The sequence below is a fragment of the Desulfonauticus autotrophicus genome (assembly GCF_055381725.1).
Genome location: NZ_AP042395.1, coordinates 1512230 through 1528953, shown reverse-complemented (window position 1 = coordinate 1528953; position 16724 = coordinate 1512230). Strand labels below are relative to the sequence as shown.

Below are 16724 nucleotides of genomic sequence, written 5' to 3'. Positions count from 1 at the left end.
CTTTTATTTTTACTGGAAGATGACCTATATCGTTCAAAGGTGGAGGAAGCACAGGCCCTGGTAGAAGTGAGAAGGGCAGAGTTGTTTAAGGCCAGTTCCACTTTTGAGCGTATGCAAAAGGTGTTTAAGCAGGGTGGAATCAGTGAACTGGAATTTATTCGGGCCAAAAGTGATTATGAGCAGGCCAAGGCCAATTTATCCCTAGCTTTAAGTAGCTTGAAACAGGCTCAAATAAATCTTTCCTATACCCAAATCAAAGCTCCCATTGATGGGAAAACAGATCTCAACAGAGTAGATGAAGGAGATTTGGTAGGTGTTTTAGGAGCCAAAACTCCTCTGGTTAGCATCATTCAAGACAATCCCTTGTATGTGATTTTTTATGCCAGTGAAACAGAGTGGCTGAAGTTAAAGGAAAAACTGGATGTTGCTAAAGGTTTTCAGGTGGACATTGGCACGAGCGAGGATGAGGGCTACCCTTATAGGGGAAGGTTGGAGTTTTTTGCTCCTCAGGTGGATGAATCTTCAGCCACAGTAAAACTTAGAGCAATAGTGGATAATAGTTCCTTTTCTCTGGAACCAGGTCTTTTTGTTAAGGTGAGAGTAAAGCTGGAGCAAAAGGAAGCCCTGGTAGTGCCTTTAAAGGCTGTATTTAACTTACAGGATGCCAATTTTGTTTACGTACTGGACAAAGACAATCTGGTAGCAGTGCGTAAAGTCAACTTGGGGCCTGAGCAAGGAGAGGAAGTGGTAGTGGAAAAGGGTTTAAGGCCTGAAGATAAGGTGTTGGTTTCTGGCCTGGCCAAGGTGAGACCTGGTATGCAAGTAATACCCAAGCAAGCAGAGTAAGAGATGTTTAGTAGTTTTTTTATCAAAAGACCTATCCTGTCTGCAGTTATTTCCATTGTCCTGGTTATCCTGGGAATGCTGGCCTTTTTTAAATTGCCCATTTCCCAGTATCCTGACATCTTGCCCCCCAGTGTGGTAATTTCTGCCAACTATCCTGGAGCCAATAGCCTGGATGTGGCCAGAGATGTGGCCAGGCCCATTGAAGAGGAAGTAAATGGCGTGGAAAACATGCTGTATCTTTCTTCTGTGTGCTCCAATAATGGAGAATACCGTCTAACCATTACCTTTAAGGTAGGCACTGATTTGGACCAGGCCATGGTCCAGGTCCAAAGCCGTCTTTCCAAAGCAGAGCCCTTTTTACCCCAGGAAGTGCGAAAGCTGGGCTTAGAGCTCAGGAAGCAGACTACCAATATTTTAATGTTTATTAGCCTTTTTTCTGAAGATAAGGGATTGGACGAGCTTTTTTTAAGCAACTATGCAGTATTACATCTAAAAAATGAACTTAAGCGTTTACCCGGGGTAGGAGATGTCCAGGTTTTTGGCGCTGGTGAATACTCCTTGCGGGTATGGCTTAATCCAGAAAAGATTCAGGAGTTGAACTTAACCATCCCTGAAGTAATTCAGGCTATAGAATCTCAAAATGTCCAGGTGGGAGCAGGTAGTATAGGCAATCCACCTGCACCGGCTGGTCAGCAATTTCAGTTGCCTTTGCAGGTAAAAGGGCGCTTGAGCGAACTGGAAGAGTTTAGCCAGATTGTTATCAAAAAGTGGCCAGATGGCCGTTTGATTCGTTTTAAGGATGTGGCCAACCTGGAATTGGGCGCAGTTACCTATTCCATTTCCAGCCAGTACAAAGGCATTCCTGCTGCAGCCATTGCCATATTTCAGTCTCCTTCTGCCAATGCCCTGCAGGTCGCTACTTTAGTAGAGCAAAAGATGAAAGAACTGGCCCAAAAATTTCCTCCAGGTTTAAAATATACCATTCCTTTTGACTCTACTCGCTTTGTTAATGCAGCTTTTGAAGAGGTTTTGTTTACTTTTATTTCTGCCTTTTTATTGGTCTTTTTGACCATGATTCTCTTTTTAGAAGACTGGCGGGCAGCTCTTATCCCTGGCATAGCCATTCCTGTTTCTCTGATTGCCTCTTTTTTGGTGCTGCACCTTTTAGGGTTTAGTTTGAACCTTATTTCCCTTTTTGGTCTGGTTTTGGCCATTGGGATTGTGGTAGATGATGCCATTGTAGTGGTAGAAAATGTGGTGCGCCACATAGAAGAAAATCAACTCACCCCTCAAGAAGCCAGTCTAAGGGCCATGCAGGAAGTAACAGGCCCTGTTATTGGCACCACCCTGGTTTTGCTCTCTGTTTTTGTGCCCACTGTGTTTTTAGAGGGTATTAGCGGGCAGCTTTTTACCCAGTTTGGGTTGACCATTTCTGTAGCCACCGTATTTAGCTCCATCAATGCCCTTACCCTGAGTCCTGCCCTGTGTGCTGTTTTTTTGCGGCCCAAAGGCAAAAAGAACTGGTTTTTTCGCCTCTTTGACCAGGGTTTTGTAAAGGTTCGCAATGGTTATTTGCGAGTACTGGTTTTATTTTTGAGAAAATCTGTTTTAGGAGGAATATTTTTCTCCTCTTGCTTTTTGGCGCTTACAAGGGATTTGTGTCTTTGCCCACGGGCTTTTTGCCTCAAGAAGACCAGGGCTATGTTATGCTGGCCATTCAGCTTCCCAATGGTGCTTCTAAGCAGAGAACCCAAGAGGTAGTAGACAAAATCAACAAGAGTTTGCAAAAGGAACCTGCCCTTTCTGGTTTTGTCAGTGTTACTGGCTATTCCCTTTTAGACGGTGCTCCTGCCAGCAATAGTGCGGCCATGTGGCTCATTTTAAAACCCTGGGAAGAGCGAAAGTCTCCAGAATTTGGCCTGCAAGCTGTTATCACCAGATTGTGGCAACTAGCCTATCAGGTTGATGAGGCCAATGTCTTTGCCTTTCCTCCTCCAGCCATTATTGGCATTGGCGGAGTGGGAGGCTTTCAACTGGAACTCCAACAGGAAGGAGAGCTAAAACCTTTAGAACTGGAAGATACTGTGTATAAAGTCCTGGCTGGGCTTAATCAAAAACCCAGCATTGCTTCCATCTTTACCTCTTATCAGGCCAAGGATCCACAGGTTTTTATTAACCTGGACCGTCTTAAAGCCAATAGTTTGGGTGTGAATATTGATGATGTTTTTACCACCCTGTCTGTGGTCTTTGGCTCTGCTTATGTAAATGATTTTAATAAGTTTGGTAAAAACTACCAGATTAGAGTGGCTGGGAATCCCACCAGTAGAGATAAACTGGAAGATATTTTAGGTTTAAAGGTTTTAAATCAAGAGGGAAAAAGGGTTCCCCTGGGAAGTTTAGTGCGTTTGCAAAAAACAGTGGGTCCCAAGCTGGTACACCGCTATAACTTGAAAACAGCAGCTACTCTTAGTGGGAATTTAAAACCAGGTTTTAGTACAGGAATAGTGCTCAAGGAGATTGGGTCCTTTTTGGAAGAAAATCTGCCCTTGGGCTATAGTTATGAGTGGACAGGCATGTCTTATCAAGAGCAGGCTACTCAAGGCCAGGCTGGCAAGATTTTCCTCTTGGCCACTTTCTTTGCCTACCTAATTTTGTGTGCTTTGTATGAAAGCTGGACCTTGCCCCTGGCAGTTATGCTCTCTGTGCCCTTTGCCTTTGTGGGTTTGATAGGTATTTACTTTCTTCTGGGGTTGGATGTAAACCTCTACACTCAATTGGGGTTAATTTTGTTAATTGGCCTTACTTCTAAAACAGCCATTTTGATTGCTGAATTTGCCAAAGTCCTGGTAGAAGAACAAAACTTATCACCTTTTGAGGCAGCCTGTGAGGCTGCCAAACTCCGCTTTCGTCCCATTTTAATGACTGCCTTTACTTTTATCCTGGGAGTGGTGCCTTTACTCCTGTCTTCTGGAGCTGGAGCTGCCAGCCGTTTTTATCTGGGGATAGCAGTCATTGCTGGCATGTTTAGTGGCATTTTCTTAATGCTCTTTTTTACTCCCCTCTTTTCATCTGGCTTTCTAAAAAGAGCTAATTGGCCTTTAAGTTAGCTATGATATCTTTAAGCAAATCGCCAGAAGGGGTCTTGTAGTTGGGGTTAATCTTTACCAGGTTTTGCCAGGATTTGAGGGCTTCTTCTTTTTGATTGAGGTCAAAGAAAAGCACTACTCCTTTATTAAAAAGGGTGGTTTGATGTTTTGGGTCTATGTTTAAGGCTTTATTAAAAGCTTCCAGGGCCTTTTGAAACTGTCCTGTCCTTCTGTACATAACGCCTAAGTCAGTCCAGACATTGGGATTTTGAGGGTTTAGTTCCAGAGAGCGGTTGTAAGCTTTTATGGCCTTTTGATATTGACCTGTATCAAAGTATAGGTTGCCCAGTTCCGTAAAAAGCAGCACATTGTTTACATCGGTTTGGGCTTGAGTTTCCAGTTCCTGAATTCTTTGTTGCATGGCTGCAGGAATAGCTGGCTCAGAACTGCCAGGTGCTTGAGCAGGTGGGTTTGAGGTTGGCATAATCAAGCTGAAAACCACAAAGCCAATATAGGCTCCAGCTACCAGGGCAATAAAAATGACCAAGAGATTTTTACTTTTCATGGAAAATTCTCCTTTTTTAGGTTTTGAGAATAGAATACAAGATTGGGGCCAGAAAAAGGACTATTAAACCCTTAACTTGGAAGAGAAAAGGAATTTTTTAGTGCAATTTTTTGCACTAAAAATGTGCACAGGAGAAAGGTACCAACCTGGATTTTCCTAGACTTTGAAGTTTTGGATAATCTTTTTTAACTCCTCTGCCAGTTGAATGAGTTGTTCTGCGCTTTGTTTGAGCTGGCTGGAACTGGTTGCCATTTCATTGATTTCATTGTTTACCGTAGCAATATCTTGAGCGATTTCCCCGGCTACCTGAGAACTCTGGTTGATATTTTCATTTACTTCCCCAATGTTTTGGGAAACACCTCCAATGTTTTGAGCTATATCTCTGGTGGTTACAGATTGCTCTTCTACTGCTGCAGCAATGGTAGAAATAATGGAATCAATTTCGCTAATGGCAGAAGAAATATCTTCAATATCCGTTACAGTAACTTCTGTGGCTTGTTGAATATTTTTCACCTTTTCCTTGATTTCTTCAGTGGCCTTGGCTGTTTGCTGGGCCAATTCTTTAATTTCATTGGCCACTACAGCAAACCCCTTGCCTGCTTCTCCTGCCCTGGCTGCCTCAATGGTAGCATTCAGGGCCAGGAGGTTGGTTTGCGAGGATATAGCTGTAATGGTTTCTGTTACCTGGGAGATTTCCTTGGCAGCCTCACCCAGAGCATTGACCTTTTCTGTGGTGTTTACAGCTTTATTTACAGCTTCATTGGTCATTACCTTGGCCTTTTCTGTGTTGGTGGCTATTTCTGAAATGGTAGCACTCATCTCTTCTGAAGCAGTGGCAATGGTAGAGGTAGCCTCAGCAGAACTTTCCATGACCTGAGCTACATTTTGCATGTTTACACTCATTTCCTCAGCTGCTGTAGCCACTGTGTTGGCCCTGGAAGCAATGTTTTCCGAGCGTTTAGAATACTCTTCAGACATGGAATCCATGGAGCCAGCAGAAGAGGTAAGTACTTCAGCCAGATGGCGAAGGTCGTCTATCCTGAACATTTCTTTTAGCTTGGTGCCTATGTTGTTTAGGGCCTGAGCTAAAGTGCCTAGCTCGTCTTTAGAATTTAATTCTATGCGGGCAGTTAAATTGCCTTGAGCAATTTCCTGGGCAAAACTCACGGTCTTGGCCAGGGGCGCCAGGATGTTTTTCTGGGCTACTAACAGGGTTAAAACAATCATAATCAAGAGCACCAGGCTGGAGTAAAGGAGGGCGGTTTTAATAGAGCTATAAACATGAGCAAGGATTTCTGCCTTTTCTATAAAGGCAAAAAATTTCCAGCCCAGGGCTTGGGAGGTAAATACTTTGGCATAATAAGGTTTGCCCTTAATGGTTACTTCTGTAAAGTCCTTAGATGTATTGAAAAGGTTGGCATAAACAGCATTTACTTCTTCCACTTTTTTAAAGTTGTGTTCTGGATTTTGCGAATCAGCTAAAATCACTCCATCGTCCTGGAGCATAATAATGTATCCTGTTTTGCCTATTTGGGCTTTAGCTACCATATTGGTTAAAACTTCCAGGGAAATATCTATGGCTGCTACGCCCAGAACTTCTCCATTATTGGCTGTAATGGTCTTGGCAATACTTAAGGTCGCTCCGCCTGTAGTGGAGAGATAGGCCTTGGAAATAATAGCCTGGCCAGGTTTGGCCACTGCTTCTTGATACCAGGGGTGCTTCCTGGGGTCATAATGGGCTGGAAGCTCATCCACCCTGGCCAATAAAAAACCGCCGTATTTAGTGCCTATATAGACATCCAGATAGTTGGGATGGCTCTTTTGCAAGGATTGCATAAAAAGAACAATTTCTTGTCCCAATTTGTCGTCCTCTCTGGGAATGGATTTGGTAGCTTGCTCTGTGTCCACCAGAGAAGTGATAGTATCATCTATTTTTTGCATTAAGTGAAATTTGGTAATGGCGTCTACATTGGCTTTGGACTCCTGAAAAAATAGATTTATATTTTGATCAAACTGAGTGAGGATATTGTTTACAGAACTTTTAAAGGAATTTAGGGAGAGCTCTTTGAGATGGTAACTAAAGATACTAAAGCTAATAACTACTGGAATTAAAATCCCTAAAATTACTAAGGCCAGGAGTTTGGTTTTTATGGATAGACGCATGGGATTCTCCTAAAAAGAGATTTTTACCTGATTTTAGAAAAGGAAAGTTTTTTTGTCAATGAGAAGATTTTTTTCCTTTCTTCTTTGGAAGCTGGTTTCAAGTTTTCCTGGTTGTAAATTTAGAAAAAGTTTATTATGGGAAGGCAAACATAGAAAAGGAGCTTGTATGAAGACTTGGGAAAGGATTTTAGGACAGATTTTCCCCTTTTTGGGTGCTCTTTTTTTGGGTGTGGAATTGTTCTGGCGTTTTAATAAGGGAAAAAGTCTTTGTAGCACTGAAAGCTGTTCTCTGGTGGGAAATTATATTCGCTTTGAAGATACATATTTAATTGCTTTGGGTTTTGTTTTTTTACTTGTTCTTTTCTCTTTCATTTTCTTTATTTTCGTTCTCCAGATAAAACTTACTTAAAAAAGATAATATATGGACTTTTTTGTGCAGGTTTTATCGTAGATGGAGTCCTTCTGGGATTTCAAATTTTTATTATCAAAACTTTCTGTCAAATTTGTTTTATTTTTGCCGGGATTTTACTTATTAGCTGGTTTAGCTTTACCTTTAGCCAGCAAAAGTACCTTTCCTTTCTTTTAGGCTGTAGTTTATATGGATTGGTTATAGGATCTTTTGCTTTATTATCTTTACCTGCTAATAAACAAGATGCTCTTAAGCCCTTAAAATTAGAAGAGTTAAATTTGATTTCCTGGGCTAAAGAAGATGCTCCGCTTTTCCCCAGGGCCTATTTGTTTATGAGTTTTCACTGTGAGCACTGCAGTAAAGTCCTGGCCAATCTGGCTGTAAACCCCAAAGTAGCTGAGATAAGCTGGCACATTTTTCCCCTGGATAGCAAAGAAGCTGATTTTAAGCGTTTAAGCTATATTTTAAACTCTGAAGGTACCAAAGGTAATCCTTTTCTGGAAATTTTAAAGGTAGAATCAGGGGAAGTGGATGTAAGTAAGGAAAAGGTTGCGCCCAATTTGGCCAGTGAAGTTAAAAAGGTCCAGCAATACTTTTTAGCTCAAGGTTTTACTGGAGTTCCCACCTTAATTTTAGAAGAAAATCCTGGCAAAAAGGTCATTCTTACCGGTTCCAGGACCATTATCGATTATCTTAAAGACGAAGGATACGTGCAAAGGGTATTGAACTTTTCTGCAGGAGAGCCCAGGTAAAAGTTTTTGGAAACAGGGAACAAAAAAAGGCCAGGATTTACCTGGCCTTTTGGGTTGGTCTCAGACGGGTTCTAGATAGAAATTTATTTTTAAATATATTTTCCTTTGTTTAATGAGTCTATATTAACTTCAATAGTTATTTTGCTACCTACTCTAGAATAATAACTTGCTTCATTTATAATTGGTTTACCTCTTGTAAAATCCATTTCAGCGATAAGTTCTATTTGACCTGCTTTTAAGTTTGTTGATCTAAATTGAACAAAATTTGCAATATTTTCTTTGCTGGACCAATTTTCTTCGTTTGTTAGCTCTTTTTTGTTTGTCAAGAGAAGTTGACCCAGTCCATATCTTATGTCTCCACCAACACTTATTTTTAACTTTCCAACTTCTAGAAAACTACTAATGTTTTCATCAATTTTAATAATTCCAATCCAGTAGAGTTGTTTTTTATTGTTTTCAGAAACAAAATCTGCCTTCAATTGAGGTAAAATTACATCTATTTCGTGTAGGGATTCATCCTTTGCCATTCTGCTGCCCGGAATTACTGCAGTAGAAACAAATGTATCCACAAACATTGCTCTAAATTTTTCTTCCGAATAATCTCCAAGATAAAATTCACCATTTTTATATTTCGGAAATAAAACATTTTCACCCTTCTCATCAAAGCAGGGCCAGAAACAGGATATGTTTTCAAATTTTTCCTGATTTTTTGACAAATCTTTCCCATTTTTTAAATTATATGCTTTAGTTAACGCACCCCACATTGTCCAGCCGGGAATGAAAATGCGTGTTTCATTTATTACGCCGTAACTGCCCATACCAATATGAATAGGCTGTATTTGTTTAAAAACAAGTTTATACCATTTTTTTTCACTACTCATTTTAATCTCCCATTGCCTTTGCATGATAACGGGCATAAATTAGGATTTTTTCAAGGATTTCACGGAAAAAGAGAATCTCAGAGAGGTTTTCTGATAATTTTTCAAAGAATTCTTGATTTAACTCTTTCTCAGTATTATCATTTCCTACAAATTTACTTATTGATTTAATCTCATTAAGAAATATATCATCAACTTTTTTAGACTTAACATAAACAAAATAAGCATAAACTCCGTCATTAGATAATACGCCAAGAGATTTGTCTATTTCGTTCTTATATTTCGTTTTATCCTTTTTACCTTTTGATTTTATCTTTTCAACAATTTGATAACCAATATTATTTATTACAGCATCAAGATTTTGTACCATTTTTTGCCTCCTCTGTAGATTCAGTATTTTGAGTAGTTCCACTATTTGGCTGAGCATCTTTATCTTTCAAAACAACCTTCATCCTTCCGAATCCCCTTGTTGTCATTCCACCAATACCAAGTGTTTCATAATACTTTTTTGAATCTTCAAGTGCTTCAAGAATACCATCTTTTGATGGTAAGTTATCATCTCCAAAACTTTTCTTATCAAAAACTCTAAGATTACCATAAAAAATGGTACCCCTCGGTATTGCTTCGCTTGTAAATAATGCTCCGTCTTTTGCCGCTCCTGTTATTGGATCGATTGAAACGGAAGTTCTCACTTCAAGATTAGAATTGATAATTTGAGAAATAAGAGAATCATGGACAATGATAATATTATTAATATCAACTTTATCTTTTATTTCTTGCGGTATTTTACTTTCATCAATAGTATAACCACCCTCAACTTCTAAATTTAACCATCCCAGGTTTAGTGTTTTTTCATTCCCTACTTTAGTCTTTATTTTATTATCTGATACGGTTACATCTATTGAAATTTCCTTTAACAATGACGGAGAACTTATCCACCTGACTCCCAATCTCGTATAAACAGGAAAAAACAAAATATTTAAATCGGAGAAGAATAACATCCCCTGCCAGGAATTATTGTTTTTTGAATACCCGAATGATTTACAAACAATGCAGTGTCCGCAATGGCCTGCATCGTTACTTTGAGGCTCATCATCCTTCCCGGCACATTTAATCCTGGCAAATCTGTTACCAGAATATTTCATCCAGTTCTTAGGGCTACTAAACAATTCTTCTATATTATCTTTTTTTCTTCCCTTTTTTCAAATCTTTTTTATACTCATCTTTAAATGCAGACTGCAATTCCAATGCTACATAATACCTCCATGTCCCAGCAAGAGAACTTCCCGGTATTTTAGGTATTTTTGTAATCGGATCCCTTACAATAGTATTATCAACTCTTCCTATGGTATAACCACCTGTTCCTATGTAAACAGGATCCGTTGCCATTGCATAAATACTTTTTTTTATTACAACATCGTTATCACTCATTCTTATTCCTCCTTAAAATTTTCAAATTTTAATGATGTATGCCAGAATTCAAACATATCTATAAGCATAAATAATTTATCTCTAAAATTATTTCCTTTTATATTCTTTAATTCTTCAAAGCTATTAACCTCAAGTATGGCGGCAAATTCATTTTTATCTTTATCTTTCAACTCAAGTATATTTACAAAAGCAGAAATCATAAACTGCTTTAATGCCTCAAGATTACCGTCTCCCCAATCTTCAAGTTTTGAATAGATTAATGAGATTAACTTTTGAAGTTTTGAAGAAGATTTTTCTCCGAGAAATATTTTTCAAATTCCTCAAAATATTGCCAACCATGTAAATCATAAGGCCTCATCTGTTTATATTTAATCAGTCTCTTAGACTTTTCATAATAGATATCATTTCTTCTTACATTTGTATCCAAAAATTCAAAATCAAATGTATTGGGGTAGAAATAGAATTTATCAGTATCAGTTGCATTTTGAGTGGTATCAATCCATACTTTCGTTCCATTATTAGGATACAGGTAAAATTCATACTTTTTATCTACATTATCCGCTCTCTCAAAAAGAGAATAGAAATTTTCACAATTAGCTACATGTTCAGGATTTTGCTGATAATAAAAAGCTGTTTTCTGCCTTGCTTTAAAATCCTTTGCCGGCAACTTAATCCTTAAATCTACCCAATTCTGTTTATCTCTTCTTATTTTTCTTAGTGCTTTAATTCCAACATAAAGTGGCCGTTTATAGTTTTGAATAATTACCCCAATGTGCAAAGGCAATTTTCCGTAAACCCATTTGAAATTTTTGTAATACTCCTCCTGAATATTTTTAATAAGGTTAGGTACATATTCTGCGGGGATAATAAATTGCCAGCTTACAGGTGTAGGAGAAAGGATAGAGAAATAAGGTCTGTAAGATTGCTCATTGGCTTTATCTTTTTTTAAAGTCTTTATTGCACTTCCATTATCACCATACTTTTTTAAATTAAACTCCTCTCTATTGTAAATCTTATCAACAGAAGATATCAAATAAACGTTATTATCTTTAGCCCAAAATAAAATATCACTGTCTTGATATTCTCCATCTTCAATATCAACATTCTTCCATACCAATCTTTTCTGTCTTTCTTCGGGAATTTCTGCAAGTTTAAGAATCCTTGAGCCCAAATCCAAATATTTAAAGAATTCTTGTGTTGTCTCCCATACTCTTCTTAATCTTGCAGGAGATGGATTTTTGCGAAGGAGAAATTGGAAAAGAAGTTGAGATAAAAATTCTATATCATTATTGTTTAATTTACCCCAATCTATTTCTCTATTATCAAAATTAATTGCCGAGCTATTTGATAAACTATTTTTAATAAACTCTTCCCATTTTGAACCAATTGAACGTTCAAGAATTAATTGATAAATTTGAAGAATTATAAAGCCAAAAACAAAAGATGATTTTATGAAATTTGAGAAACTAGAATTATTAAAAATTGCCTGATTTTTAAATCTATTTTCGTCAAAATTAAATTTTGGATCATTAGAAAATTTATCCTGAATATATTCTATCCAATTACTAACCTGTTTGCTTAAAACAATTAATCCTACATTTAAAGACCTAAAAAACAAATCTTTTAAACCAATTTCCCTATCTGCTAAATTGCTTTGAGGTTGACAAAGAATTTTTTTCAGAATTTTTTCTTTTAATAAACTTTCAAATGGTTTTTGTATTCCATTCTTATCAAAAAGGGAAATAAAAACTTCAATTTTATTATAAGATCTATCATAAAAAGTGTCTAAATCTTCCAAATTTTTCGTATTACTAATATTAGAAATTATTGCTATAAAAGATAATAAAAATACATCATACTCTTCACTTTTGACTACAAAACTATTAACCAAATCCCCATTAATCCACTTATCCAATTCAAATTTCAAAGTAACTAGTGCAACTCTTCCGTTTTTATCCTGAAGCTCATCAAGCCAGATTGTTTCTGCATTAGAATTATTGAGCCATTCTTTCACTCTGCCATCTGCTCTATTAGAGCAAACATCGCATATTAAATTGTCTGTACCACCATTATTGGCAAGTCGCATTTTACATATCTGACAGATACCACTTGGATTATCATCAAACTGTGATTTTAAATTTTCTTCAAATTTTGCAGGTAGTTCTGCTTTTAAAAAGTTCTCTTTTGCTCTTTCTATAAGATGCCCCAGATTCATTAATCCGCGTGAAGGTTCTGTTAAAAAGATTGTAGGATAAATTTCACCACCAAATTCATCTGTAAAAATCTTTTGGATTTCAGATTTAATGCTTGATAAGTCACTATGTAATTTATAAAAATCTCCTTCATTTTCTCCTATAATATTTTCCGCAACAACAAAATAAATACCTGTTTCATCCCTGTAAACTTCATTGCCAAGAGGATATTCTATTTCAATTAATTCTTTAATTTTTTTATCAACCTCTTTAGATTTTTCTCTATACCAATTTATTGATGCTGCCTTTAATCCTTTTTCCGCAAGGCCGAGTTTATCGTATTGGATACCGAGTATTGACCATTTGATTTTTTGAGGATTATTAATAAAATCCTGTTGTTTTGAATTATCAAGATACAAACCGGCAAGAGTTGCTTTAAACATAGAGGCAGTCATATATGCCTGATCCCATAGCGTAACATCATTTACAGGAAAACGGGAATCACTAAGTAACATTGAGTACCAACTCTTAATTTCCGGAAAAATAAAATTTCTAATTTCTATCCAATCAGGAGAATTATAATACTTTTTATCTTCCAGAAATCTGTGAAATTTTTGAAAAAAACATAATCTTGATTTGTCAAAATCATCTTCTTTTATCTCACCTCTTATTACACTTCCAAATGCATTTGATATCCATAATGTTTCTAACTGATTTGAATCTTGAGGAGAACCTTTATCAATCCCGGAATTGATATTTTCACAACCTCGAAAAAAATTTTTTTTATAAAGTCATCATTCGAAGAATCTCCGTAAAAAAATTCTTTCCAATCAACATTATCAGAATTGTCAGGGAGTTTTACTTTTTCATTAAAGATAAAATCTTTTAATCTAAAATCTACTCCAGCAAGTTCATTTTCAAAATGACCATTTTTATAATAGTCTTTATAACTGCTAAACAGCTGAGTAGTTGAAGGAAAATATTTTCTCCAATTACTAATCCCTATATGCGTTTTCCCCAAATTAAAAAGTAAAGCGCCAATCTCAGTCTTTAAAACATCATCTTTATGTAACTTTAAATTACCAAGATTTAAGTTATTACTACCCATTTTCAACCTCACATTTTCTCCAATTTTCAATATCAGCGATTTCACTGTTCGCACAATATTTTTTATTACTTAATGTAAACCTTCCCCAACCCAACTTTTCTTTAGCTCCTATTCCAATATTCTGTGCTTTTTCTATTGCTTGAGTTAAAAACTTAATATCCTGTTCTACATCTGCTCTCAACTCTTCATTTTTTCTCAATACCCCGTCAAAAGGTATATAAACCATTTGTAAAAACCCTGTCGTACCTTTAGGTACAACTTCATAATGAATGGGATTTGTTCCTGCCCTTGTTTTTCTGCTATGCGGATTAATTATTTCAAGAGAAAGTTTATCAAAATATGTGGGATAAAATATTGCCCTGCCTTTATGAGTAGTAAGGTAATGCGGTAATTCTTTATTTGAATTTTTCTCTATTTCCGACCAGAATTTTTCTTTTATAAATTCTACTCTTTCATTATCATTATTTAACTTTTCAATATCCTCTTTTGTCAGTTTAAAACCAAGTTCAAAGAGAAAATATTTTATCAAATCATCTTTAGATAAATTTTTCCCTTTTTCCACAAATCCTTTTATGGTTTCTTCCAACATCCTAAATTCATTAGATCCCGTACCAAAAATTCTTAAATAGGATTGAATTTTATCCTTTTTATCGTTCCCTTCATTTAGCAATTCTCTAAATGCCTTTGCAATTACACCTTTCCAACCGCTGCCTCTCACCATCGGTACTTTAAATACTTTTTCCTTTAAACACGGATTTTGGATAAGGTAGAATTCATCATCGTCTTTTGAGAAATATGGTGCAGTCAGTTTTATTTTGGCATGAATGATAAAGGAGTAAGGGATGAGGTTGTTAATATAGCTTTGTAAATTATCTTCAGATAATAATTCTGTTATTTTTTCTATTTGAGATTTATAACCTTCTTGAGGAGAATAATTTTTGTTTTTTTCTTTAAACCAGGCAAGTGCAAATTCTGTATTTTTAGAGTTTTTGAAATTGCTTTTATCCTCATCAGAAGTAAAAGGGAAAATACTCTTGAAATCATCATCGTTCATTTCTTTTATTTTACTTCCATCTAATACATTATATTTTGTAGCTTTTTTCAAGAAAAAAATTTCATTGGTAATTTTTAAATCAACATCTGTGAGATATACGTCATAACACATTTTATCATCAGACATTCTTAACTCCTTGCCAAGTTCTTGAAAACTTTTAAAAGTTTTATCTTTTTCCCCATTTCAATCTCCCAAATTCAAAATTCCTGCTATAGAAACAAATCCACCTTTTAATTGCCCTTTTTCTTTATAAATCCATGGAATTATTTTTGTACCTTGTGGTAAGTCTTTTTTATCAGGAGGGCTTTTCGTGGTTCCAAATAAAAGATGTCTTAGATTAACATCATTAATGTTATCTCTATAATATTTTCTTCTCTCTGTTTTCATTATTATCAGTTGTTTTATAATTTTCTTAACATCTGTAGTATTATTAACCTGATTTTTCAGATACATAATTTTATTTTTTTGTTGTATCTCATCAAAAGTTATTTTAGTCTCTAAGAATTCCTTATCAGCAAACTTTGTTGTTAAACTTTTATAAAAATGACTGAATTTAAATTTTTTATTTCCCCAGCCATTTATCTCTGTCCATTCTTCACCTTCTTTTTTCTTTACTATTTCTACTTTCAATCTTCCATATCCAATATTCCATTTCCCTCCCCAAAATCCAAATTTTTCCATAAAGGTTAAAAGAGGATAAAAAATAGATTCTATAATATTTTCTTCAATTTCAAAAACAACTTCAAATTTTCCCGAAAAGTAAGGCATTGCAACATACCAGACTGAGTAATCTTTTCTAAATTCCTTTTGCTTATCTTTCAAATTGCCATTTTCATATTGTGAGTCAATAAATTTATTCAAATTCTCTCTGGTTTTAAACTCTTCTATTTCATTGATATTTTTTTTATTGAGGATCAATGCATATGGTAAGTCTAAACTATTTCCCAAAGAATAATCTTTATCACTAGGTTTAATATTTTTTATCCTCACCCATCCTTTCCATCCCGTACACCCAAAAATTCTTGAAGGTAAACTTATTCCCATTTGGGCAAGTGTTTTATCAATACCTTCAAAATCACTACCATTAGTTACAATTTTTTCTTTAAATTTTTTTTCATTAACTTCATCCTTTAATTTTCCATCTTTATAATTACTCTTATCTGTAATCTCCGCAAAATAACAAATAACTTCAAACCAAAACCTCAAACTCCCCATTAAACTCGAAGGCCTAAGTTCTTTGTTATCTCCCCAGGCATCCCCAGTCCAAATAGGAGTAATAGTTTCAAAAGTTACTTTTATTTGTTTTTGTGACATAAAAGCTCCTTCTATTTTATTTCCCTCACAACCTCAATCATCCCACAACCCTGGCTATTTTTGGATCCTATTCCTGCACTATAGGCAAAAGTAAAGTAAGGTTCTGGGAGGTGGAGTTTGTAGATTCCAGTCCAGCCTTTGATTATGGTCCCTTTGAAGTTTAAAATGGACAAATTTTTATTATTGACCTTTTCTGGTTTTATGTATGCCCCATTTAATGGTGGAGCTATGTCTGTTGAAAAAAATGCCATCCATTTTCGTTGTAAGTTATCTATTATAAGTTTTGAGAACTCCTTTTCCCATGGAGTGTAGAAATATGTCTTTTTCTTTCCTTGAGGATCTAATAACGTGCTGTAAATAACTATTGGTGATAGGGCCTTTATTATTGCTGTATTGATTTGTTTTATTGGTGCCTCAATTTCTATTGCCTTAAGATAACATGATTGATTGGCAAGGTGAATATAGGGTGATTTTATTAGGTTCTCTGCAAGGGATTCCAAGATTTTTGTGTGAGGAGAGGCTATTTTTAGGGTAATTGGACCATTAAAAGATATAGTTTTTTCTTTAATCTCAAATTTGCCAATAAGCCTGGAAAAGGTAAAGGCCTTAAAATTTCTATTTTTGTATTTAAAGCCATCTTCATGTAGCCAGTTAGCTAAGGTTGGAGCTAGATGTGAATAGATAAATCCCTGCAGAATGTGATTATAGTGGAGGGGTAATTGTAGTGTGTTGTTTTCTGAAATGAGGCTTAGTTTTATCCGCATTAACTATTTCTTTAGTATTTGATGTTAAAACAAAAATACATTACAAAAAACTTAATTAGGAATAATTATGTCATATCTTTTTTAGATTTTCAAGAGAGAAATGAAAAATAAAAGAGGTTTATTAATTAAGGGAGAAAAAATAAAAAAGGCCAGGATTTACCT

The 16724-nt window shown here is 35.8% G+C and carries 15 protein-coding genes and 1 pseudogene; 4 read left to right on the top strand and 12 right to left on the bottom strand.

Annotation, left to right across the window (positions count from 1 at the left end; translation table 11 throughout):
- The first annotated feature begins 12 nt into the window (after positions 1–12).
- A complete protein-coding gene (locus ACZ42F_RS08730) occupies positions 13–846 on the top strand; it encodes an efflux RND transporter periplasmic adaptor subunit (RefSeq protein ID WP_464280240.1) in 834 nt (277 codons plus the stop codon).
- A 3-nt stretch (positions 847–849) separates the two neighbouring features.
- A pseudogene (locus tag ACZ42F_RS08725) lies at positions 850–3953 on the top strand (efflux RND transporter permease subunit).
- On the opposite strand, the gene ACZ42F_RS08720 reads toward ACZ42F_RS08725, so the two are convergent.
- Together ACZ42F_RS08720 and ACZ42F_RS08715 are read right to left on the bottom strand one after the other, a co-directional pair.
- Complete coding sequence (locus ACZ42F_RS08720; protein WP_464278689.1) at positions 3934–4497, bottom strand: tetratricopeptide repeat protein; 564 nt, start codon at positions 4495–4497, stop codon at positions 3934–3936. The pseudogene ACZ42F_RS08725 and the gene ACZ42F_RS08720 overlap by 20 nt on opposite strands.
- A gap of 156 nt (positions 4498–4653) precedes the next feature.
- Positions 4654–6660, bottom strand: coding sequence for a methyl-accepting chemotaxis protein (locus ACZ42F_RS08715; protein WP_464278688.1), 2007 nt, complete (start codon positions 6658–6660; stop codon positions 4654–4656).
- Positions 6661–6826: 166 nt separating this feature from the next.
- On the opposite strand from ACZ42F_RS08715, the gene ACZ42F_RS08710 reads away from it, so the two are divergent.
- Positions 6827–7069: a hypothetical protein gene (locus tag ACZ42F_RS08710; protein WP_464278687.1), complete on the top strand. Its 243-nt coding sequence runs from the start codon at positions 6827–6829 to the stop codon at positions 7067–7069.
- A gap of 194 nt (positions 7070–7263) precedes the next feature.
- Complete coding sequence (locus tag ACZ42F_RS08705) at positions 7264–7821, top strand: thioredoxin domain-containing protein (protein WP_464278686.1); 558 nt, start codon at positions 7264–7266, stop codon at positions 7819–7821.
- An 89-nt stretch (positions 7822–7910) separates the two neighbouring features.
- Here the strand turns inward: ACZ42F_RS08705 and ACZ42F_RS08700 are convergent, their stop codons facing one another.
- The 10 genes from ACZ42F_RS08700 to cas6 form a co-directional block, all read right to left on the bottom strand.
- Positions 7911–8702, bottom strand: coding sequence for a hypothetical protein (locus ACZ42F_RS08700; protein ID WP_464278685.1), 792 nt, complete (start codon positions 8700–8702; stop codon positions 7911–7913).
- A gap of 1 nt (position 8703) precedes the next feature.
- Positions 8704–9069 carry a hypothetical protein gene (locus ACZ42F_RS08695; protein WP_464278684.1) on the bottom strand — a complete coding sequence of 122 codons (366 nt, stop codon included), beginning with the start codon at positions 9067–9069 and terminating at the stop codon, positions 8704–8706.
- A complete protein-coding gene (locus ACZ42F_RS08690; RefSeq protein ID WP_464278683.1) occupies positions 9053–9844 on the bottom strand; it encodes an RAMP superfamily CRISPR-associated protein in 792 nt (263 codons plus the stop codon). Before ACZ42F_RS08690 ends, ACZ42F_RS08695 begins: the two co-directional genes overlap by 17 nt.
- A gap of 34 nt (positions 9845–9878) precedes the next feature.
- Complete coding sequence (locus ACZ42F_RS08685) at positions 9879–10130, bottom strand: RAMP superfamily CRISPR-associated protein (protein ID WP_464278682.1); 252 nt, start codon at positions 10128–10130, stop codon at positions 9879–9881.
- Between the two features lie 2 nt (positions 10131–10132).
- Positions 10133–10330 (bottom strand): hypothetical protein, encoded by a 198-nt coding sequence (locus ACZ42F_RS08680; RefSeq protein WP_464278681.1) that lies wholly within the window; start codon positions 10328–10330, stop codon positions 10133–10135.
- A gap of 65 nt (positions 10331–10395) precedes the next feature.
- Positions 10396–13065, bottom strand: coding sequence for a CRISPR-associated protein Csx11 (locus ACZ42F_RS08675; protein WP_464280239.1), 2670 nt, complete (start codon positions 13063–13065; stop codon positions 10396–10398).
- Positions 13029–13430, bottom strand: a complete 402-nt coding sequence (locus tag ACZ42F_RS08670) for a hypothetical protein (protein WP_464278680.1) — start codon at positions 13428–13430, stop codon at positions 13029–13031. Before ACZ42F_RS08670 ends, ACZ42F_RS08675 begins: the two co-directional genes overlap by 37 nt.
- On the bottom strand, positions 13423–14610 hold the full coding sequence (locus tag ACZ42F_RS08665) for an RAMP superfamily CRISPR-associated protein (RefSeq protein WP_464278679.1): 1188 nt from the start codon (positions 14608–14610) through the stop codon (positions 13423–13425). The genes ACZ42F_RS08670 and ACZ42F_RS08665 overlap by 8 nt, the downstream gene beginning before the upstream one ends.
- 57 nt (positions 14611–14667) lie before the next feature.
- Complete coding sequence (cmr1, locus tag ACZ42F_RS08660; protein WP_464278678.1) at positions 14668–15798, bottom strand: type III-B CRISPR module RAMP protein Cmr1; 1131 nt, start codon at positions 15796–15798, stop codon at positions 14668–14670.
- 11 nt (positions 15799–15809) lie between these two features.
- Entirely contained in the window at positions 15810–16562 is a 753-nt protein-coding gene (gene cas6, locus ACZ42F_RS08655) for a CRISPR-associated endoribonuclease Cas6 (protein WP_464278677.1), read from the bottom strand.
- Between the last annotated feature and the right edge of the window lie 162 nt (positions 16563–16724).

Coding starts and splice junctions, on each gene's coding strand:
- ACZ42F_RS08720 (WP_464278689.1), bottom strand. CDS start 4,497: ATGAAAAGTAAAAATCTCTTGGTCATTTTTATTGCCCTGGTAGCTGGA.
- ACZ42F_RS08715 (WP_464278688.1), bottom strand. CDS start 6,660: ATGCGTCTATCCATAAAAACCAAACTCCTGGCCTTAGTAATTTTAGGG.
- ACZ42F_RS08710 (WP_464278687.1), top strand. CDS start 6,827: ATGAAGACTTGGGAAAGGATTTTAGGACAGATTTTCCCCTTTTTGGGT.
- ACZ42F_RS08700 (WP_464278685.1), bottom strand. CDS start 8,702: ATGAGTAGTGAAAAAAAATGGTATAAACTTGTTTTTAAACAAATACAG.
- ACZ42F_RS08695 (WP_464278684.1), bottom strand. CDS start 9,069: ATGGTACAAAATCTTGATGCTGTAATAAATAATATTGGTTATCAAATT.
- ACZ42F_RS08690 (WP_464278683.1), bottom strand. CDS start 9,844: ATGAAATATTCTGGTAACAGATTTGCCAGGATTAAATGTGCCGGGAAG.
- ACZ42F_RS08685 (WP_464278682.1), bottom strand. CDS start 10,130: ATGAGTGATAACGATGTTGTAATAAAAAAAAGTATTTATGCAATGGCA.
- ACZ42F_RS08680 (WP_464278681.1), bottom strand. CDS start 10,330: ATGATTTCTGCTTTTGTAAATATACTTGAGTTGAAAGATAAAGATAAA.
- ACZ42F_RS08670 (WP_464278680.1), bottom strand. CDS start 13,430: ATGGGTAGTAATAACTTAAATCTTGGTAATTTAAAGTTACATAAAGAT.
- ACZ42F_RS08665 (WP_464278679.1), bottom strand. CDS start 14,610: ATGTCTGATGATAAAATGTGTTATGACGTATATCTCACAGATGTTGAT.
- cmr1 (WP_464278678.1), bottom strand. CDS start 15,798: ATGTCACAAAAACAAATAAAAGTAACTTTTGAAACTATTACTCCTATT.
- cas6 (WP_464278677.1), bottom strand. CDS start 16,562: ATGCGGATAAAACTAAGCCTCATTTCAGAAAACAACACACTACAATTA.